At 63.4% G+C, this 19,324-nt stretch carries 17 protein-coding genes and 1 pseudogene; 4 read left to right on the forward strand and 14 right to left on the reverse strand.

What is annotated here, in order from left to right; genetic code table 11:
• Positions 1-60: 60 nt before the first annotated feature.
• The 9 genes from catA to FW789_RS06880 all read right to left on the reverse strand — a co-directional run bounded on the left by catA (position 61) and on the right by FW789_RS06880 (position 8,790).
• Positions 61-987: a catechol 1,2-dioxygenase gene (gene catA, locus FW789_RS06840; protein ID WP_446431204.1), complete on the reverse strand. Its 927-nt coding sequence runs from the start codon at positions 985-987 to the stop codon at positions 61-63.
• A 44-nt stretch (positions 988-1,031) separates the two neighbouring features.
• The gene (gene catC / locus FW789_RS06845) at positions 1,032-1,322 is read right to left on the reverse strand and encodes a muconolactone Delta-isomerase (protein ID WP_101319527.1); all 291 of its coding nucleotides are present in this window, start codon (positions 1,320-1,322) and stop codon (positions 1,032-1,034) included.
• Positions 1,323-1,348: 26 nt separating this feature from the next.
• Positions 1,349-2,470 (reverse strand): muconate cycloisomerase family protein, encoded by a 1,122-nt coding sequence (locus tag FW789_RS06850; protein WP_446431205.1) that lies wholly within the window; start codon positions 2,468-2,470, stop codon positions 1,349-1,351.
• A 30-nt stretch (positions 2,471-2,500) separates the two neighbouring features.
• The gene (locus FW789_RS06855; protein WP_186698011.1) at positions 2,501-3,829 is read right to left on the reverse strand and encodes an MFS transporter; all 1,329 of its coding nucleotides are present in this window, start codon (positions 3,827-3,829) and stop codon (positions 2,501-2,503) included.
• 54 nt (positions 3,830-3,883) lie between these two features.
• Entirely contained in the window at positions 3,884-4,645 is a 762-nt protein-coding gene (locus tag FW789_RS06860; RefSeq protein ID WP_103437362.1) for a 1,6-dihydroxycyclohexa-2,4-diene-1-carboxylate dehydrogenase, read from the reverse strand.
• Positions 4,646-4,754: 109 nt separating this feature from the next.
• Complete coding sequence (gene benC / locus FW789_RS06865) at positions 4,755-5,765, reverse strand: benzoate 1,2-dioxygenase electron transfer component BenC (RefSeq protein ID WP_446431206.1); 1,011 nt, start codon at positions 5,763-5,765, stop codon at positions 4,755-4,757.
• Positions 5,766-5,838: 73 nt separating this feature from the next.
• A complete protein-coding gene (benB, locus tag FW789_RS06870) occupies positions 5,839-6,327 on the reverse strand; it encodes a benzoate 1,2-dioxygenase small subunit (RefSeq protein WP_186698007.1) in 489 nt (162 codons plus the stop codon).
• Positions 6,324-7,682: a benzoate 1,2-dioxygenase large subunit gene (gene benA / locus FW789_RS06875; protein ID WP_101323026.1), complete on the reverse strand. Its 1,359-nt coding sequence runs from the start codon at positions 7,680-7,682 to the stop codon at positions 6,324-6,326. Before benA ends, benB begins: the two co-directional genes overlap by 4 nt.
• Before the next feature lie 151 nt (positions 7,683-7,833).
• Entirely contained in the window at positions 7,834-8,790 is a 957-nt protein-coding gene (locus FW789_RS06880; protein ID WP_446431243.1) for an AraC family transcriptional regulator, read from the reverse strand.
• A 376-nt stretch (positions 8,791-9,166) separates the two neighbouring features.
• On the opposite strand from FW789_RS06880, the pseudogene FW789_RS06885 reads away from it, so the two are divergent.
• A pseudogene (locus tag FW789_RS06885) lies at positions 9,167-10,058 on the forward strand (alpha/beta hydrolase).
• A gap of 6 nt (positions 10,059-10,064) precedes the next feature.
• On the opposite strand, the gene FW789_RS06890 reads toward FW789_RS06885, so the two are convergent.
• Both FW789_RS06890 and hisN read right to left on the reverse strand, forming a co-directional pair.
• Positions 10,065-10,796: a hypothetical protein gene (locus FW789_RS06890; RefSeq protein WP_103438778.1), complete on the reverse strand. Its 732-nt coding sequence runs from the start codon at positions 10,794-10,796 to the stop codon at positions 10,065-10,067.
• A 134-nt stretch (positions 10,797-10,930) separates the two neighbouring features.
• A complete protein-coding gene (gene hisN, locus FW789_RS06895; protein ID WP_103437367.1) occupies positions 10,931-11,722 on the reverse strand; it encodes a histidinol-phosphatase in 792 nt (263 codons plus the stop codon).
• 145 nt (positions 11,723-11,867) lie between these two features.
• Here hisN and FW789_RS06900 point away from each other — a divergent pair, with 145 nt between their 5' ends.
• Positions 11,868-12,452, forward strand: coding sequence for a nucleotidyltransferase family protein (locus FW789_RS06900; protein WP_411563098.1), 585 nt, complete (start codon positions 11,868-11,870; stop codon positions 12,450-12,452).
• Here FW789_RS06900 and ptrR read toward each other — a convergent pair.
• Positions 12,449-13,327 carry a putrescine utilization regulator PtrR gene (ptrR, locus tag FW789_RS06905; RefSeq protein ID WP_103438779.1) on the reverse strand — a complete coding sequence of 293 codons (879 nt, stop codon included), beginning with the start codon at positions 13,325-13,327 and terminating at the stop codon, positions 12,449-12,451. The two genes, FW789_RS06900 and ptrR, sit on opposite strands and share 4 nt — an antisense overlap.
• A gap of 107 nt (positions 13,328-13,434) precedes the next feature.
• Here ptrR and FW789_RS06910 point away from each other — a divergent pair, with 107 nt between their 5' ends.
• A complete protein-coding gene (locus tag FW789_RS06910) occupies positions 13,435-14,820 on the forward strand; it encodes an aldehyde dehydrogenase family protein (RefSeq protein WP_446431207.1) in 1,386 nt (461 codons plus the stop codon).
• A gap of 57 nt (positions 14,821-14,877) precedes the next feature.
• On the opposite strand, the gene FW789_RS06915 is transcribed toward FW789_RS06910, so the two are convergent.
• Positions 14,878-16,791: an AAA family ATPase gene (locus FW789_RS06915; RefSeq protein WP_411563097.1), complete on the reverse strand. Its 1,914-nt coding sequence runs from the start codon at positions 16,789-16,791 to the stop codon at positions 14,878-14,880.
• Positions 16,792-16,859: 68 nt separating this feature from the next.
• Positions 16,860-17,756, reverse strand: coding sequence for a helix-turn-helix domain-containing protein (locus FW789_RS06920; protein ID WP_186697995.1), 897 nt, complete (start codon positions 17,754-17,756; stop codon positions 16,860-16,862).
• A 149-nt stretch (positions 17,757-17,905) separates the two neighbouring features.
• Here FW789_RS06920 and FW789_RS06925 point away from each other — a divergent pair, with 149 nt between their 5' ends.
• A complete protein-coding gene (locus FW789_RS06925; RefSeq protein WP_103437372.1) occupies positions 17,906-19,264 on the forward strand; it encodes a glutamine synthetase family protein in 1,359 nt (452 codons plus the stop codon).
• Positions 19,265-19,324 lie beyond the last annotated feature (60 nt).

The following is a 19,324-nucleotide window of genomic DNA, read 5'->3' on the forward strand; positions in this document are numbered from 1 at the left end:
AGACCGGGGCCGGACGGGATGTCCGGCATGGGTTGTTCAAGCAACATCAAGTGAGGCCGATTACACCTGCTGCAACGCCCGCGGCCGACCACTGCGTTGCTCGGCCTCGCTGTCCGGCGCGCGCTGCAGCAGGAAGTCGAAGCGCAGCTCGACATAGCGCCCGCTCACGCCCCGCGCGCCGTCTTCGCGCATCTGCACTTCGCCGACCAGGCCGTCACGGGTGGCGTAGGCGAAGTCGTCCCACAGGTACTTGTCGCCAGCCAGGTTGATCTGCGTGGTCAGGTGCCGATAGCCCGGCGCCGAGATGAAGAAGTGGATGTGCGCCGGGCGCTGGCCATGCCGGCCGAGCAGGTCCAGGCACTCCTGGGTCGGGCCTTGCGGGTCACAGCCGTAACCCGATGGCACGATCGAGCGCGCGCGGTAATAGCCCTCGGCATCGGTGACAATGCGCCGACGCAGGTTGTATTCGGACTGGCTTTGGTCGAAGAACGAGTAAGTGCCACGGGTGTTGGCATGCCACAGGTCAACCGTGGCGCCGGGCACAGGCTGGCCAGCCGGATCGAGCACCTGGCCTTCGAGGAACATCACCGTGGCTACGCCCTCCTCGCTGCCATCGTCCATGCGCACCTGGCCCGTGGCAATGGGCGCGCCGGCGACATACAACGGCCCCTCGATGGTGCGCGGAGTGCCACCGGCAAGGCCGACGGCGGCGTCCTTGGCGTCCTGCAACAGGTCGAGAAAGTGCTCGATACCAAGGCCGGCGACCAGCAACCCCGCCTCACCACGACCGCCCAGGCGGTTGAGATAGTCAACGGCGTGCCAGAACTCGTTTTCGCTGATCTCAAGGTCCTCGATCAGGCGCGCGCTGTCCTGCAGGACGCGCAGGATGATCTGCTTGAGCCGAGGGCTGCCTTCATCGTTGGCAAACCCTGCGGCTTGTTCGAAGAACTTGGTCAGTTCGCCAGTGTGGGAAATTTTCACGGTCATGTTTGCTTACCTCTAATAATTGTTCCTGGGCGAGTCGGGCTCGATCAACGGTCGTCGCTGTGGACTGACGAGGGATGCCGGCACAGGCCGGTCACTTCGATGGCCATATACGGGAACAGCGGCAACTGCATCAGGGTGTCGTGCAGCGCCTCGACACTGGGCACGTCGAACACGCTGTAGTTGGCGTAGTGCCCGGCAATGCGCCACAGGTGACGCCAGGTACCGTCGCGTTGCAGGCGCTGGGCCAGCTGCTTTTCGTCAGCCTTGAGCTGGGCGGCCCGGGCCGGGTCCATGTCGACGGGCAGGTTCACGGTCATCTTCACGTGGAACAGCATGGGTTTCTCCTTGGGTAAGGTCGCAATCAGCGCCGGGCGAAACGCGCCAGGCGGGTTTCATCCAGGTTCAGGCCCAATCCGGGCGTGCGTGGTACATGCAGTTGGAAGTCGCTGTAGCGCAGCGGCTGCTCGACGATGTCTTCGGTCAGCAGCAGCGGCCCGAACAGCTCGGTGCCCCAGGTCAGCTGGCGTAGGGTCAAAAAGGCGTGGGCCGAGGCCAGGGTGCCGACCGCGCCTTCGAGCATGGTGCCGCCGTACAGGGCGATGCCGGCGGCTTCGGCGATCTGCGCGGTACGCAGCACGGCGCGGGGGCCGCCGTTCTTGGCGATCTTCAAGGCGAACACGCTGGCAGCGCCGTCGGCGGCGAGGCTGAAGGCGTCTTCCACGCTTTCGATCGACTCGTCGGCCATGATCGGTGCCGGGCTGCGCTGGTTGAGGCGGACTTGCCCGCTGCGGTTGATCCGCGCGATCGGCTGCTCGATCAGGTCGATGCCGTTGTCGCCAAGCACCTGGCAGGCACGCAAGGCCTGCGACTCATCCCAGTACTGATTGACGTCGACGCGCACGCTGGCGCGCTCGCCCAGCTCACGCTTGATTGCCACCACGTGGCGCAGGTCCTGCTCCAGCGGATTGGCGCCGATCTTCAGCTTGAACAGCCGATGGCGGCGGATCTCAAGCATGTGCTCGGCTTCAGCGATGTCGCAGGCGGTGTCGCCACTGGCGAGGGTCCAGGCTACTTCGAGGCTGTCGCGCACCCGGCCACCGAGCAACTCGCTGACCGCCAGGCCCAGGCGTTTGCCCTGCGCGTCGAGCAGGGCACTTTCGATGCCCGACTTGGCGAAGGTGTTGCCCTTGGCCAGCTTGGCCAGCTTGAGCATGGCGGCATTGATGTTGTCGGCTGGCAGGCCGACCAGCGCCGGAGCCAGGTGCGCGTCGATGTTGGCCTTGATCCCTTCCGGGCTTTCGTAGCCATAGGCCAGGCCACCGATGGTGGTCGCTTCACCAATGCCTTCGACGCCGTCGCTGCAGCGCAGGCGCAGCACCACCAAGGTCTGCTGCTGCATGGTGTGCATCGCCAGCTTGTGCGGGCGAATGGTCGGCAGGTCGACGATGATCGCCTCCAGCCGGTCGATAGTCGGGCTTGTCATGCAAGACCTCCAGTTGCGTCAGTCAAAGGGTTACGCCTGCGCCAGCGTGGCCAGGCCGTGGCGCCGGCTGCTGGCCAGGTGCACGGCCATGGCCAGCGCGGCAACCGCGCCGGGGATGGCAAAGGCGATGAAGTTGAGTTGCAGCGGCAGGTTGATGCCCATCAGCGCGCCGCCCAGCAGCGGGCCGACGATGGCGCCGTTGCGGCCGATACCGGAGGCCCAACCGAGGCCGGTCGAGCGCATCGACAGGCCATAGAGCTGGGCCGCGCCGGCATACAGCAGGATTTGTGTGCCAATGGTGGTGGCGCCGGCAATGAAGATCAGCAGGTACAGCACTGGCATCGGGCTGTTAACCCCAAGCAGGCTGATCGACAGCGCCGCCGCGACAAAGAAGGCGATCTTGACCTTGACCAGGTTGTAGCGATCACCCAGCCAGCCGCCGAGAATTGCCCCGGCCATGCCGCCGAAGTTCAGTGCCAGCAGGAACGACAGGCTTGAACCCAGGCTATAGCCGGCGTTGGCCATCAGTTTCGGCAGCCACGAGCTGAGCGCATAGACCATCAGCAGGCAGCAGAAAAACGCCAGCCACAGGGCCAGGGTGCGCACCGCCAGGCCGTCACGAAAAAGCTCCAGCACCGACGCGCCCTTGCCTTTGCGCTCGCTCGCCTGCAACACATCGTCGGCCTGCACGTCGCAGTCCGGATCAAGACGTTTGAGCAGCGCACGAGCTTCGTCGGTACGGCCCTGGCGCACCAGAAAACCAATCGACTCGGGCAGGTAGTAGAGGATCACCGGCAGCAGCAGCAACGGCAGCGCTGCGGCAAAGAACATCGACTCCCAACCAAAGCGCGGCAGCAAGAAGATGCCGACACCTGCCGAAAGCATGCCGCCCAGCGAGTAACCGCTGAACATGATCGCCACCAGCGTGCTGCGCAGGCGTTTGGGTGCGTACTCGTTCATCAACGCCACGGCATTGGGCATCAAGCCGCCGCAGCCGAGCCCGGCGATGAAGCGGTAGATGCCGAACTCGCTGGGGCTGCTGGCAAAGCCGTTGAGGATGGTCGCGCCGGAGAACAACGCGAAACAGATGGCGATGCCCTTCTTGCGCCCGATCCGGTCCGCCAGGCTACCGAACAGCAGCGCACCGAACATCATGCCGAACAGCGCGTAGCTGCCCAGCGCGCCGGCTTGCAGCGGGGTCAGGCCCCACTCTTTCATGATCACCGGCAGCACTACGCCATAGATGAACAGGTCGTAGCCGTCGAATACCAGCAGCAGGCCGCACCAGGCCATGACCATCCAGTGGAACGGTGAAAAGCGCGCGTTATCAATGATCGGGTGAACATCCAGGGTTCGCATGGCATCGGTCTCTGTTGTTTTTGTTGTGAGAGGTAAACGCAGGCTGGGCGACTGTCAGCCGAGGTCGCCGCCGCCGACCGGCAGGGTCACGCCGGTGATGTAAGAGGCCTCGTCGGAGGCTAGGAAAAGGATCGCGCTGACTTGCTCATCGATGCTCGCGTAGCGCTTCATCAGGCTGCTGTCCAAGGTCTGGGCAACGATCTGCTGGTACCAGGCCTTGTCCTGCTCGCTCTGCGCATCGCTGTTGCGCGGCACCCGCCGGGGTGGCGCTTCGGTGCCGCCGGGCGCAGTGGCGTTGACCCGAATGCCGCGCTCGGCGGTCTCGAAGGCCAGGCAGGCGGTGAGTGCGTTGACGCCGCCCTTGGCTGCGCCATAGGGCACGCGGTTGATGCTGCGGGTGGCAATCGACGACACATTGACGATGGCGCCGGCACCACGCTCGAGCATGTACGGCAGCGCTGCATGGCAGCACCACAGGGTCGGGAACAGCGAACGGCGTACTTCGGCCTCGATCTGTTCCGGCTCATAGTGCTCGAACGGCTTGGCCCAGATGGTCCCGCCGACGTTGTTGACGAGGATGTCGATCCGGCCAAAGCGCTCGACCGCGCTGGCCATGACCCGGGCGCACTCGGCGTGCTGCTCGAGGTCGGCGATCAGCGTCAGCGTGCCCTCGCCGGCCAGTTCATGAACCAGCTCGGAACGGTCTACGGCTACCACTTGAGCGCCTTCGGCCTTGAGCCGCCAGCACACGCCGCGGCCAATGCCCTGGGCCGCGCCGGTGACCAGCGCGACCTTGCCTTGGAATCTGTTGCTCATCTCTGCTCTCCCCAGCGCCGCCTTCGTCTGCACGCGGCGACGCTGCTGCCATTGGCAATAAAAAAGAGGCCAGCCGCACCCGCACGATGCGGCCAGCCCCCAAGGAAACTCAGGCCGCGGCGGCGAACTTCTCGTAATAGAAGTTGGCCGGAGTGATGCCCTGTTCGCGGATGTACTGGCTGACCGCCTCGACCATCGGCGGCGGGCCGCACAGGTACACGTCGACATCGCCGTTGTTCAGGTGCGCCGGTTCGATATGCTGGGTGACGTAGCCCTTTTGCGGGTACTTACTGTCAGGGTTCGCCACGCAGGCGCTGTAGGTGAAGTTACTGATGCGCGCAGCCAGCGCCTGCAAGCGGTCGAGCTCGACCAGGTCGAAATCGTTGGTCACGCCGTAGATCAGGTGCAGTGGATGCGCGCTGCCGACGTCGGCGATCTTTTCCAGCATCGCCGTGAACGGCGCCAGGCCGGTGCCGCCGGCCAGCAGCAACAGCGGCCGCTGGATCGGGCGCAGGTAGAAGCTACCCAGCGGGCCGGCCAGGCTCATGCTGTCGCCGGCCTTGGCCAGACTGGTAAGGAAGCTGCTCATCAGGCCGCCGGGAACGTTGCGGATGAGGAAGCTGACTTCGCCATCCTTGGGCAACGAACTGAACGAATACGCGCGGCTCTGACCGCTGCCCGGCACCTGCAGGTTGACGTACTGGCCTGGCAAGAAGGCCAGGCTGCTCAGCGCTTCACCCTTGATCGACAGGGCAATGGTGCTGGCCGACAGCTGGCGCACATCGCTGATCTCGGCCTGGAAACTGCCCTGCTCGGCTTTGCACAGCTGCGACGATGCCGGGATGCGTAGCACGCAGTCGGATTCAGCGCGCATCTGGCAGGTCAGCACGTAACCCTGGCTGATTTCTTCTGTGCTGAGGGCGTCTTCGATGAAGTCCTCACCCAGCGCATAGCTACCCGCCTCGGCCTTGCACTTGCAGGTGCCGCAGGCGCCGTCACGGCAGTCCAGGGGGATGTTGATACCTTGCCGATAGGCTGCATCGGCAACGGTTTCCTGGCCTTCGGCATTGATGAAGCGGGTGATCCCGTCTTCGAAATTGAGTGCGATCTGGAAGCTCATGTTGCACCTCGCGCACGAGCCTGCCCGCAGCGCGCCCTGCGGCACGCCGGTCAGTACTCGTCTTGACCAGAAGTCAGATGTGGTAGATGTCGATGACCTGGCGAACGTAGTCGTTCTTCAGCACCACTTTCTTGGCCTTGATCAGCGGCTGCTCGCCGCGCAGATCCAGGGTGTAAAAGCTGCTGCCGAAATAACTGTCGGTGGTCTTGTAGCGAAAGCTCAGGGTGTGCCAGTTGAAGCGCACCTGACACTGCTCGCCACTGTGCTCGACAATCTCGATATTGCTCAGGTTGTGCGAGGTGCGGGTATCCGGAACTGTGGCACTTGAGCGCTCGGTCTGGATGCGGAACACGCGGTCCTCCAGCCCTCCTCGGTTGCCGTACCAGATCAGGGAAATCTCGCTTTGCGGGTCTTCGGTGAGCTGGTCGTTGTCATCCCACGATGGCATCCAGAAGGTCGCATCGCTGGCATACAGCTCCAGCCACTGCTCCCACTGACCATCGTCTAGGTAGCGCGCTTCGCGGTAGAGAAAGTCGCGCACGGTGTCGTATAAAGTGCTCATCGCACGGCCTCCACTGGGATCAGCTGCGGCTCCTGCTCGAGTGCCTTGAGCATGGTTTCCTGCCAATACTTGTGCTGCAGCACGAACAGGCCTTCATCTTCGGTGCGCACGCCTGACAGCAATGGCTTGAGCTCGATCTCGCGGGCGGCCTCGTCGGCCCCTTCGACCCAATGCTCGGCGCCGCGCGACATGTCGTTCCAGCCAGTGCCGCCGCCGTAGCCGGTCTGGCACGAGCGGAACTCTTCGAGGTCATCCGGGGTGGCCATGCCACTGACGTTGAAGAAGTCTTCGTACTGGCGGATGCGCTTGGCGCGGGCCTCGCTGCTCTCGCCCTTGGGTGCGATGCAGTAGATGGTGATTTCGGTCTTGTTCACCGAAATTGGGCGGGCGATGCGGATCTGCGAGCTGAACTGGTCCATCAGGTACACGTTCGGGTACAGGCACAGGTTGCGCGAGTTCTCGATCATCCAGTCGGCACGGGCCTGGCCGAAATCTGCCGCCAGTTGCTCGCGGCGCTCGTAGGCCGGGCGGTCTTCGGGGTTGGCCCAGCGCGTCCACAGCAGCAGGTGGCCATGGTCGAACGAGTAGAAGCCGCCGCCCTGTTTGGCCCAGGCACCGGCGCTCATGGTCTTGATCTCGGCAGCGCTTTCGCGTTGCTTGCGCTGGTTCTGGGTAGCGGCGTAATTCCAGTGCACCGAGCTTACGTGGTAGCCGTCGGCGCCGTTTTCGGCAGTGAGCTTCCAGTTGCCTTCGTAGATGTAGGAGCTGGAGCCACGCAGCACTTCCAGGCCCTCGGGCGACTGGTCGACGATCATGTCGATGATCTTGGCCGATTCGCCCAAGTGCTCGAGCAGTGGTTTCACATCGGCATTGAGGCTGCCGAAGAGGAAGCCGCGGTACGACTCGAAGCGCGCCACCTTGGTCAGGTCGTGCGAGCCGTCGCAGTTGAAGCTGGCTGGGTAACCGGCATTGCTCGGGTCTTTGACCTTGAGCAGCTTGCCACTGTTATTGAAGGTCCAGCCGTGGAACGGGCAGGTGTAGCTGGCACGGTTACCGCGTTTGTGCCGGCAGAGCATCGCTCCGCGGTGGCTGCAGGCATTGAGGAAGGCGTTCAGCTGGCCATCCTTGTTGCGCGCGATGAACACCGGCTGGCGGCCCATGGTCAGCGACAGGAAGTCGTTCTTTTCAGGGATCTGGCTTTCGTGGGCCAGGTAGATCCAGTTACCTTCGAAGATGTGTTTCATCTCCAGGTCAAACAGGCGCGGGTCGGTGAACATCTCCCGCTTACAGCGGTAGACGCCCGATTCCCGGTCGTCCTCGAGCATGGCATTGAGGTAGTCGAATCCCAGGAACATGGCCAGGGTCTCCATTGTTATTGTTCAGACCAGGTCAGGTTAGGACGAGCGCGGCGGGGGCAATATCCGGATTGTGCAGAGTACTATCCGTTTTCTGCAGGCTTGTTGCAGGAGGCTGAGGGTGTGGCGCCAGGGCGGCGCCAGCGCAGGTTCAGGGGCGGCGTTTGAAGGTTTCCGAAGGCAATTCGGCGAATTGCTGGCGGTAGCTCTCGGCAAAGCGGCCCAAGTGCATGAAGCCGTAATCCATCGCCAGCTCGGTCACGCTGCGCACCGAGCAGCTCGGGTCGGCCAGACACTCGTGCAGGCGCTGCAGCTTGCGCTGGCGTACATACTGCTTGGGCGTGGTGCCCAGATGCCGATCGAACAGCGCATACAACGAGCGCAGGCTCATGCAGGCCTGCTCGGCCAACGCCTCCGCCGGCAGCTCAAGCTTGAGGTTGCGCTCGATGTAATCAAGGATGCGCTCCAGGCTGGCGCCCGGCGCGCCGAGGTTCTCCCGCTGAACATTGGTGCTCATCAAGGTCAGCAGCTTGCTGGCGACGATCTGGCTGTAGTGGCCCTGCACCCGCGGCAACGAGTCACTGACCTCCGCCTCATGGCAGACCATGCCCAGCAGGTTGACGAAGCCGTCCAGCTCATCCAGCCGGTAATGATTGCGCAAAAACCGCACGCCACCGCTGGGCCGCTGCCAACGCTGCTCGTCGCAGATCGATTCGAGCAGCCGGGTCGGCACCTTGAGGATGAATTTTTCGCAGTCTTGCGAGTAGGTCAGGTCGACCGGATCATCCGGGTTGATCAACAGCAACTCGCCCGGCACCAGGTGATGCTCGCGCTGTGGCCCGCGCCACAGGCAATTGCCGTGCAGCAACACCTGCAGGTGGTAGATCGTTTCAAGCGCTGGCGAAGTAACCCGCACGCTGCCGCCATAACTGATGCGGCACAGGTCCAGCTCGGCCAGTTTGCGGTGGCTGAGGCTGGCTTGCGGATGGGTGGTGCGCGACAGGCCGATGCAGTGCTGGCCTACATGCCGGTTGACGTAATCGGAGACGGCATACGGATCAGCGTGGTGAAACACACTGCTACGCTCGCTCAACAGGCGGTTTTCCATAGGCAAGGCACTCGGCTCATTATTGTTATCGTCGCCGCTTCCTACTGCCTCAACGGTGAGTGGTTGCGGTCGTACACGCTCAGTCTATCGGGCCGGTCGCCGCGTATAGCAGGGAAGTGACAACCGGTGGCTTGACTACACACTACGCAATGCAACCGCTGCCAGGCAATGAGACCTCAGTAACGCCCGGGCGAACACCGCACTCGTGCGGCCAGCAATTGGCCGATTATCGAACGCAGGCGATGGGCGCAGGCTCTAGATCAGTCTTCGCCTAGGGTTGATAGCCCTTTTTACTGACACAGCTTGCAATCATCCGACTACACCGCTCGGTTACTTTCCTCACACCGCAATCGGCGCTTCTGCTAAAAACGCCTGCATGCCCTCTTCTCTTTTGCTTCACCTCAAACGTCGCTGGCTCAGCTGGCTGTGCATGGCCGTGCTCATGATCGGCCTGCCGGCCGGCTGCAGCGTGCTGCAACACAAGGAGCGCGAGTTGGTGTTTCGCATCGAGCCCGGCCAGGCCAGCTGGTTCCGTGGCTTGCCCGCAGGTGTGCAGGAACTCGACCTGCGCCCGCGCACCTTCACCGCCAACCAGAGCCTGCATGCCTGGTGGTGGCCAGCCCAGCGCGCCGACGCACCGGCCATCCTCTACCTGCACGGCGTGCGCTGGAACCTCACCGGCCAGCTGTTTCGCATCGAGCAACTGCATGCCATGGGTTACTCGGTCCTGGCCGTGGACTACCGCGGCTTCGGCCAGAGCCGCGGCGACCTGCCGTCCGAGGCGACCGTCTATGAAGATGCGCAGGTGGCCTGGGAGCGCTTTGCCCAGCTGCAACCGGACCGCAACAAACGGCTGATCTTCGGACACTCGCTCGGCGGCGCGGTGGCCGTGGAACTTGCGGCCGAGCTGAGCCGCCAAGCGCAAAAAGACGGCAGCCAGAGCGCTGCGCGCGGCTTGATCCTGGAATCGACCTTCACTTCGCTCGGCGATGTTGCGGCTGTGGTAGCCGATACCGCCCTGCCAGTGCGCTGGCTGCTGTCGCAAAAATTCGATTCGATCGACAAGATCGACCAGGTCGGCATGCCGGTACTGCTGGTGCACGGCCAGGACGACCGCTACGTGCCGCCACGCTTCAGCCAGCAATTGTACGAGGCCGCGCAGCAGCCCAAGACCCTGCTGCTGGTGCCTGGTGCCTGGTGCCAGCCATAATAACAGCATGAGCCTGGCCGGCCCGCGCTATCGCCAGGCGATCAAGGCACTGCTCTAGCGCGGTCTATTGCACTGGCAGGAAGTTCATCAGCAACAAGCTTTGCGCGTAGTTCAAGCCAATCCGCCGGTAGCGTTCGTCGAGCATCTGCGCCAACAGGTCGAGCCGGGCGACGATCTTGCCGAACTCGACCGCGAAGCTGAGGTTGCTGCCTTCTTCGGAAATCTCGTTGGAGAACAGCAACAGCACGCCATTGGCGTCCTGACGCTGGCTGAGCATCCAGGTGGCTTTCTCGATGTTGCGCGCAGCGTTGTTGACGAACAGCGGGTCGATCGCATCGGTCATGTAGAACTCGCTGCGTCCGCCGTGGGCGGTGATCAGCATACTGCCGATGGCATAGATGAAGGCGCCGACCCGATCGCCGCGGAACTCCGGGCTCAGGGCGTAGCTGAGGGCTGCCAGATCGCGCCGCTGACCGAGCTGCGGCAGCGGCTGGCGTTGCTCGATGGCCAGGCGAATCTGCCGCTCGGCGGTAGCGGCGTCAAGGTAGCCGGACTGCTTCCACTGGTTGGGATTGCGGGCGTACAGCTTGTTCATCAGCAGGTAGAGGCTTTGCAGGTTGTCGCGCATCGCCAGGGTGGCCATGCGGTCGACACTGGTCTGGAACAGCTCGCTGGGTTTACCGTCACTGAACTGGCTGACGATATCGCGGCCCTGTTGCTCGGTGCACGCGCACAGCAGGCTCAGGGCGCCGGCCAGCAGCAGGCGGGGGCAGGTTCGCAATACGGGGACAAGCATCGGCACCGGGGTCTTGATCAACGACGGGGCCGGGGATCGGCTCTGCCTGACCAGACATAGAGCGTGAAATGGCGAAAAAGTGCAGTTGCGCAGGCCAGTCAGGCCTGCGCAACGGTATTGCAGGGCTCAGCCGGTCACATGGCGTGACGCAACAACTCGATCATTTGCGCATGCAACGCAGGGTCACCGCAGGCCACCACACAGCCGCCGTTCTGCGCCGAGCTGCCATCCCAGGCGGTGATCACCCCGCCCGCCCCTTCGATGATCGGCATCAACGCCTGCACGTCATACGGCTGCAGGCTGGCCTCGACGATCACGTCGACAAAGCCACTGGCGAGCATGCAATAGGCGTAGCAGTCGCCGCCATAGCGCATCAGCCGCGCCTGGCCGGCAACGGCTTCAAAGGCGGCCTTGCGCGCCTCGGTATCGAACATGTCCGGCGTGGTGCACATCAGGGTGGCAGAGGCCAAATCGCTGCAGGCACGGGTCTTCAGCGGTGTGCTGCCGAGCCAGGCTCCCTCTGGGGTACCGATGAAACGCTCGCCGGTAAACGGCTGGTTCATCACCCCGACCACCGGCTTGGTGCCGTCGTTGAGCGCGATCAACGTGCCCCACAGCGGCAGCCCGGTGATGAAGGCGCGGGTGCCATCGATCGGATCAAGCACCCAGGTCAGCGGGCTGCTACCAACCGCCACGCCCTGCTCTTCACCAAGGATGCCGTGGCTTGGGTAGCGTTGCTGGATCAGCGAGCGCATGGCGTCTTCTGCGGCCTTGTCGGCCACAGTTACCGGGTCGTACAGGCGCCCGCCCTTGTCCTCGACCGCCAGGTTGGCGCGAAAATACGGCTGGATCGCAGCCGCAGCGGCCTGTGCCAACTGCTCGGCAAATGCACGGTATTCGCCGATCTGTTCAGCGTTCAAGGTCATGGTGGCGGGCCTCTGGCAACGATAGGGGTTGGCATCATACCCGAGCCTGCCGGGTGATGGCGTGCGGCCGTGCCTGCGCCAGCAAGCCGGGGTTGAGGTAGTCTAGCGGCCAGCCCACCGTTGATATGCCAAGGAACACCACTGGATGCCATGCACCGTAGCCGCACTGGTACTCGCCGCCGGCCACAGCCGCCGTTTTGGCAGTGACAAACGCCAGCACCTGCTGAGCAGCGGCCAGACCCTGCTGCAGGCCAGCCTGCAACTGCCTTGCGCGCAGTTGAGCGAAGTCTGGCTGGCGCTGCGTGACGACGACCCTGCCCCGGTCGGCGTGGCTGATAACGTGCGCATCCTGCAATCGAGCAGCAGCCGGCTTGGCCTTGGCCACAGCATCGCTACCAGCGTCGGGCAGATCAGCAACGCGTCCACTGCTCAGGGCTTGCTGGTGATGCTGGGTGACATGCCGTTCATCCAGCCCGCCACCCTCGCCGCGCTGCTGGCCAGAGCGGACAGTCGCCTGATCATCCGCCCGACGTATCAAGGCAAGCCCGGCCACCCGGTGCTGTTCGGTCGCGCCTGGTGGCCGCAGTTGTGCACCCTGACCGGCGATGAAGGCGCCCGCAGCGTGCTGCTGGGCAATCCGCAGGCGGTGCGCAATATTGAATTGGGCGATCCTGGGGTGTTGCTGGATATCGACCGGCCGGGTGATGTGCCCAGTCGGGATAAACACTAGGCAGCGCTTGCCAGCGCCCGCCGCTCCTCCAGCAGCTTGATAAACATACTCAAGCTGCGCGACACAGTACCGCGCCGCCACACCAGCCAGGTCTGCAAGTACCGAAAGTCTTCCGACAACGGCCAAACGCTGACCGTGCTCAGCCCCGGCATGCTGTCGAGCATGCTGCGCGGCATCAACGCCAGGCCGGCACCAGCACTGACGCACGCAAGCATGCCGTGATAGGACTCCATCTCATGGATTTTGCCGGGCACGGCCTGATCCTGGACAAACCAGTTCTCGAAATGATGGCGGTACGAGCAGTTGGCGCGAAAGGCGTAGATGCTCTCGCCGTTGACATCGCGGGCGCGGCTGATTGCGGCATGGTTGAGTGGCGCAATCACTACCATCTCTTCATCGAACACGGCCATGCCTTCCAGCGTTGGGTGCAGTACCGGGCCATCGACGAAGGCTGCGACCAGGCGGCCGGACAGCACGCCTTCGAGCATGGTCCCGGAGGGCCCGGTCGACAGGTCCAGATCCACTTTCGGGAAGCGCTGGTTGTAGCTGGCCAGCAAGGCCGGAATGCGCACGGCGGCGGTGCTTTCCAGCGAACCCAGGGCGAACGTGCCCTGCGGATCTTCGCCGGCCACGGTCAGGCGCGCTTCGTGGACCAGGTCGAGAATGCGCCGGGTGTACTCGAGAAAGTTCCAGCCCGCCGGTGACAGGCGCAGGCGGCTTTTCTCGCGGATGAACAGTTCGACACCGAGGTCTTCCTCAAGCTGTTTGATCCGCGTGGTGAGGTTCGACGGCACGCGGTGAATCTGCTGGGCAGCGGCGCTGATGCTGCCGTGCTCTGCCACTGCCTTGAAAATTTCCAGTTGCACCAGATCCACAGTCATTCTCCAAACGTGAACGTTGCGCTCATTATTATTCAGTTTTCAATACGGTTGCACGCCACTAGTCTGAGCTTCGTCAACTTACAACAACGAGGAGCTCCGCCATGAGCGAGATCAGCAGCCTGACCCACGCCATTTCTGTCGACCCGTTCAGCGGTGAGCAGATCGGCCACTATCCGTTCGACACCGACGCCGCACAGGAAGCGGCGCTGCAACGTGCCAAGGTTGGCTTCAACCAATGGCGCCAGGTGTCACTGGGGCAGCGCAGCGAGTATCTGAACGCCCTGGCCGATGCTCTGCAGGCCAATCACGAAGCGCTGGCAGTGATGATCAGCCGCGAAATCGGCAAGCCGATCAGCCAGGCACGTGGCGAAGTGACCAAGTGCGTTGGCCTGTGCCAATGGTACGCCGAGCACGGCCCGGCGATGCTGGCTGCCGAGCCTACGCAAATCGCCACCGCGCGCATCGAATACCGCCCGTTGGGGCCGATTCTGGCCGTGATGCCGTGGAACTTCCCGCTCTGGCAAGTGCTGCGCGGCGCGGTCCCGGCACTGCTGGCGGGCAATACCTATGTGCTCAAGCATGCCCCGAACGTCATGGGCAGCGCCTATCTGCTGCTCGACGTGATCAAGCAGGCTGGCCTGCCAGCAGGCATCTTCGAAGTGCTCAACGTCACCCCGGACGGCGTGACCCGGGCGATCAATGACCCGCGCATTGCCGCCGTGACCCTGACCGGCAGTGTCCGCGCCGGCATGGCGATTGGTGCTCAAGCCGGTGCTGCGCTGAAGAAATGCGTACTGGAACTGGGCGGTTCCGATCCGTTCATCGTACTGGCGGACGCCGACCTCGATGCAGCGGTCAAGGCAGCGGTGATCGGCCGCTATCAGAACACCGGCCAGGTCTGTGCAGCAGCCAAGCGCCTGATCGTCGAAGAAAGCATCGCCGAAGCGTTTACCGCGAAGTTCGTCGAAGCCACGCGTCAGCTCAAGGTCGGCAACCCGCTTGAGGCTGACACCTACATCGGCCCGATGGCCCGCTATGACCTGCGCGACGAGCTTGACGGCCAGGTGCAAGCAACCTTGGCTGAAGGCGCGGTGCTGCTGCTGGGTGGCAAGAAGGCTGAGGGCGTCGGCAACTTCTACGAGCCGACCGTATTTGCCGGCGTTACCCCGCAAATGACCGCGTTCAAGCAGGAGTTGTTTGGCCCGGTGGCAGCGATCATCAGCGCCCGTGACGCCGAGCACGCCGTGGATCTGGCCAACGACAGCGAGTTTGGTCTGGCATCGACCATCTACACCGCCAACCTCGAGCTGGCTGAGCGGATGACCTCGGCGCTGGATACCGGTGCGGTGTTCATCAACGGCTACTGCGCCTCTGACCCACGAGTAGCGTTCGGCGGCGTGAAGAAGAGCGGCTTTGGCCGTGAGCTGTCGCACTTCGGTGTGCGCGAGTTCTGCAACGTGCAGACGGTGTGGCTGGATCGCAACTGACAGCAGCGTAAGTAAAAGGGGCAAGTCGCTTGTGCGGCTTGCCTCTTTTTTTGCCAGCTAGTTGTCGCGCACCTGGTCCTGCACCCAGTCGAGCATGCCACCCGGCACAATCAGCTCATGCCTGGCCCGCGAACAGGCGGTGTACAGCCCCGCGAGCATGCGCGCTCGCTCATTGCGGTTACCGGCGGCGGCAGGCGCGACCATCAGCTCTGGCGAGACCATGACCCGGGCGAACTCCATGTTCTTCACGTCGCGCACCCTGGCCAGGAACAGCTTGGGCGCCTTGTCCCAGCGATAACGGCTCTTGGCCTTGGCGAAATCTTCCGGCGTGTAGCCCCTGCGCAGCAGGTTGGCCACAGCAGCAAAGGCCTTGTCGTCGCCCTTGTCCTGTTCCAGCGCCTGCCAGCTGGCATAGCGGAACAGCATGTTGTGACGCGGCCGCGTACCATAGCGGTAGAGCTCGATGCAGTCTTCGACAAACAGCTCGAACTCCTTGCGCGCCCCCTTGAGCAAGACAAACGGCACGCCTTGATGGGTCAGGCGCTGGAACCAGCCGAACAGACCCCATTCGTCATCCACCAGCAGCGCCGTAGGTTGCTCGGGCACCGTTACCGTGTCGAAAAAACTGACCCGGGTGTAGTGCTCGGCGCTGCCGGTAAAGGCCGCCTGCACTGCGGCCGGGTGGGCCAGGATCAGCGGGTTCAGCACGCCCTCCATGGCTGGCCCGGCACGCAGCGAGTGATCGATGCAGCGCTGGCGGATAAACTTGCCGTGGTGCGCGCTGAGGCCGTTGAGGTTCTGCAGATCGTCGCCCAGGGTAATGATTGCCTGCGGGCTGCGGTCGAGCACGGCGAGCATGGGCGCCGACAGCTCGTGGGCTTCATCGACGATGACATGGCTGAACTGGCTGTCGATCACTTCCAGCGTCAGCGACAGCAGCTTGACCCGGTGATAATCGCGCACCGGCAGCTGAATCTCGCGCGCCGAGGGACGGATCAGCTGTTGCCAGTACAGGCGCGCCTTTTCCAGCAGCACCTCCTGATCCAACGGCGAAAAGCCGTGACCCATCCACGGCAAGTGATGCAGTTCGATGGCGGTGTCTGCGCTGCGGCAGAAGCTGCGTACCGCCTTGATGCACAGGGCGACCACTTCGCGCGCCGCCAACGGGCCGATGTCCGGCACCGCCAGCCACTGTACGACTTGCGCCTCCTGCGGGCGCCACGAGAGTTTGCTGCGGTACACGTCGCGCAGGCGCCAGCCGTTGCTGGTCAGGTCGCGGTCAAGAATTTCGTCGGCCAACTGGCCAAAGGTCCGCGCGGTGAACGCCGAGGCGTCCTTGATCCGCGCCTGCAGGGCGCGTAGCTGGCCTTCGGTCATGGCCAGCAACAAGGTCCGCTGCGGGTCGAGCAAACGGGCGAACTGGTTGATGAGGAAGGTCTTGCCGGTGCCGGCAAACCCCTGCACGGCCACCGACTCGTCAACCCCCGAGAGAAACTCGCGCAGCAAGCGGTTCTGCTGGTCACTCAGGCGCAGATTGCTCGGCAACGACGGCAAGCTGACTGGTCGCAACGGCGTTACCTGCTCGCGATAGGCATCGGCAAAGGTAAAGCTCCAGCCACCTTCGCTGTCGCGCAGGTCGGCAACATCGACCGGCTGCTCGGCCGCCAGCAGGCCGATGCCGTTCTCGCCCAGCATGCCCAGGCCCATGGCGAACACTTCTGCGTCAAAACGGCTGGCGACCTGCTGCTGGAAGCGCGACGGCGCCGCCGCTTCAACCTCATCGGCAATCCGCACGATCTCGGCAAAGCGCCGCTGCTGCGCTTCGACCGAAGGCGCACCCTGCTGGCGCGGCACATTCTGGATAAACAGCACCGCAGCACTTTCCAGCAGGCTGGCCTGCACAAAGAACTCGCTGGCGTGTTGACTGGCCAGGCCGTCGGCCTGTTCGCTGGTCAGGGGCAGATAAAACATCAGGACCTCGGTACATTACTGCCGCGCACGATACCAGCAATGGCTCTGATCTGCAGAACTGTACCGGGCTACCTGGCCCGCTTCAGCGTCTCGCTGGGCAGCTCGCCAAACAGTTGCCGGTAACTTTCCGAGAAGCGCCCCAGGTGCCAGAACGACCATTGCATGGCCACCTCGGCCACGGTCGCCCCAGCGCCACGCAACAAGTCACGGCGGGCGCCGTTCAAGCGACGCAGGCGCAACCAGTGCGCCGGGGGCATGTCGGTAAAGGCCTTGAAGATTTGCTGCAACTGGCGCACGGACACCCCGGCGACTTCGGCCAGCTCGACGAGGTTGAGCGTTTCGTCGGGGCAATCGGCGGCCCAGTCGCTGACCCGGCGCATGACGGCGCGTGCCTCGCCGCGCCGGCCATGGGCATCGCCCTGCAGGCGTTGGCTGGCATTGTCGAGAATGAACAGGCAATCCTCGAGCAGCTGTTCGCCCAACGCCCTGCCCTGCAATGGGCTGTCAGCCTCGCCCAGCCGGGTCAGGGTCGCGCTAAGCCAGCTGCCGAACAGGTTGTTCTGCACCGAGTCCAGCGGGGTCATGAACAAGCCTTCCAGGCGGGCGACATCCAGCCCATGGCGCTGGAGAAAGTCGCGGCTGAACACCACCGCCACTTCCTGATAGTTCTCGGGCGTGATCCAGATATTGCGGCTGTCTTCATTGAGCAGGTAGAGGCTGTTCTCGCTGCGATCAAAGCAGAACGTCAACGAGCCACTGGGCGCGCTGAAAAACTGCTCAACGCGGGTGTTCAGGCGTTCTTCGTACACCTCGACGCCCTCAAGCTCCAGGCTGCGCAGTTGGCCATTGAACAACCCCGGCGACATTTGCCGATATTGCTGCTGCCAGCCGGGCGTTGTGCGCACCTGTTCACTGACGTCACTGGTCTGGAAAGCCTGAACTTGCAAGCCGTTGGCGCTGGTCACGCGGCATCCTATACGCACTCTTTTGGTGCATTTGCTGGCGAAAGAAGTGGATAGATCAACCCTGCGGGCTGCGCCCAAGATAGCCTCCAGCGCAGCGAGTGGGAAGATCCCTTAGCGTGGCGCGATCAAAACCCAACCAAGAGGTCTGTATGAACGCCCCCTTCGATCAGCTTTCCAACTGGCTGAAAGAACACCGCATCACCGAAGTCGAATGCGTGATCAGTGACCTGACCGGCATCGCCCGCGGCAAGATTGCACCCACGGCCAAGTTCCTCCATGAGCGCGGCATGCGCCTGCCTGAAAGCGTGCTGCTGCAGACCGTCACCGGCGACTATGTCGACGACGATATCTACTATGACCTGCTCGACCCGGCCGACATTGACATGATCTGCCGCCCCGACCCGTCGGCGGTGTACCAGATCCCGTGGGCCATCGAACCCACCGCCATCGTCATCCACGACACCTTCGACAAGCAAGGCAACCCGATCGAGCTGTCGCCGCGCAACGTTCTCAAGAAAGTCCTCAAGCTCTACGCCGACAAGGGCTGGCAGCCAATCGTCGCGCCGGAGATGGAGTTCTACCTGACCAAGCGCTGTGAAGACCCGGACTTGCCCCTGCAAGTGCCGATGGGCCGCTCCGGGCGCGCTGAAAGCGGTCGCCAGTCGTTCTCGATCGACGCCGCCAACGAATTCGACCCGCTGTTCGAGGACGTCTACGACTGGTGCGAGATTCAGTGCCTGGACCTCGACACGCTGATCCACGAAGACGGCCCGGCGCAGATGGAGATCAACTTCCGCCACGGCGACGCGCTGGACCTGGCTGACCAGATCACCGTATTCAAACGGACCATGCGTGAGGCCGCGCTCAAGCACAACGTCGCCGCAACGTTCATGGCCAAGCCGATCACCGATGAGCCCGGCAGCGCCATGCACCTGCACCAGAGCGTGGTCGACATCGCCACCGGCAAGCCGATCTTCGCCAATGACGACGGCAGCATGAGCGAGCTGTTCCTGCACCACATCGGTGGCCTGCAGAAGTTCATCCCCAAGGTGTTGCCGATGTTCGCGCCGAACGTCAACTCGTTCCGCCGCTTCCTGCCGGACACATCGGCCCCGGTCAACGTCGAGTGGGGTGAAGAAAACCGCACCGCCGGCCTGCGCGTACCGACCTCAAGCCCCGAGGCCATGCGCGTCGAGAACCGGCTGCCGGGCGCCGATGCCAACCCTTACCTGGCCATTGCTGCGAGTTTGCTCTGCGGCTACCTGGGCATGGTCGGCAAGATCGAGCCGAGCGCTGCAGTGCAAGGCCGCGCCTATGAGCGACGCAGCCTGCGCCTGCCGATCACCATCGAAGACGCGCTGCAGCACATGGAGGAATGCGAAATCATCCAGGACTACCTGGGCAAGCAGTTCGTCCAGGGTTATGTCGCGGTGAAGCGCGCCGAACACGAGAACTTCAAACGGGTGATCAGTTCGTGGGAGCGCGAGTTCCTGATGATGAGTGTCTGATCATCTGCGGGGTGCCGAGCGCCCCGCCTTATGCAACATCACGACCCAGAATAAAACCAG

The sequence above is a fragment of the Pseudomonas sp. 1121_17 genome (assembly GCF_052850745.1).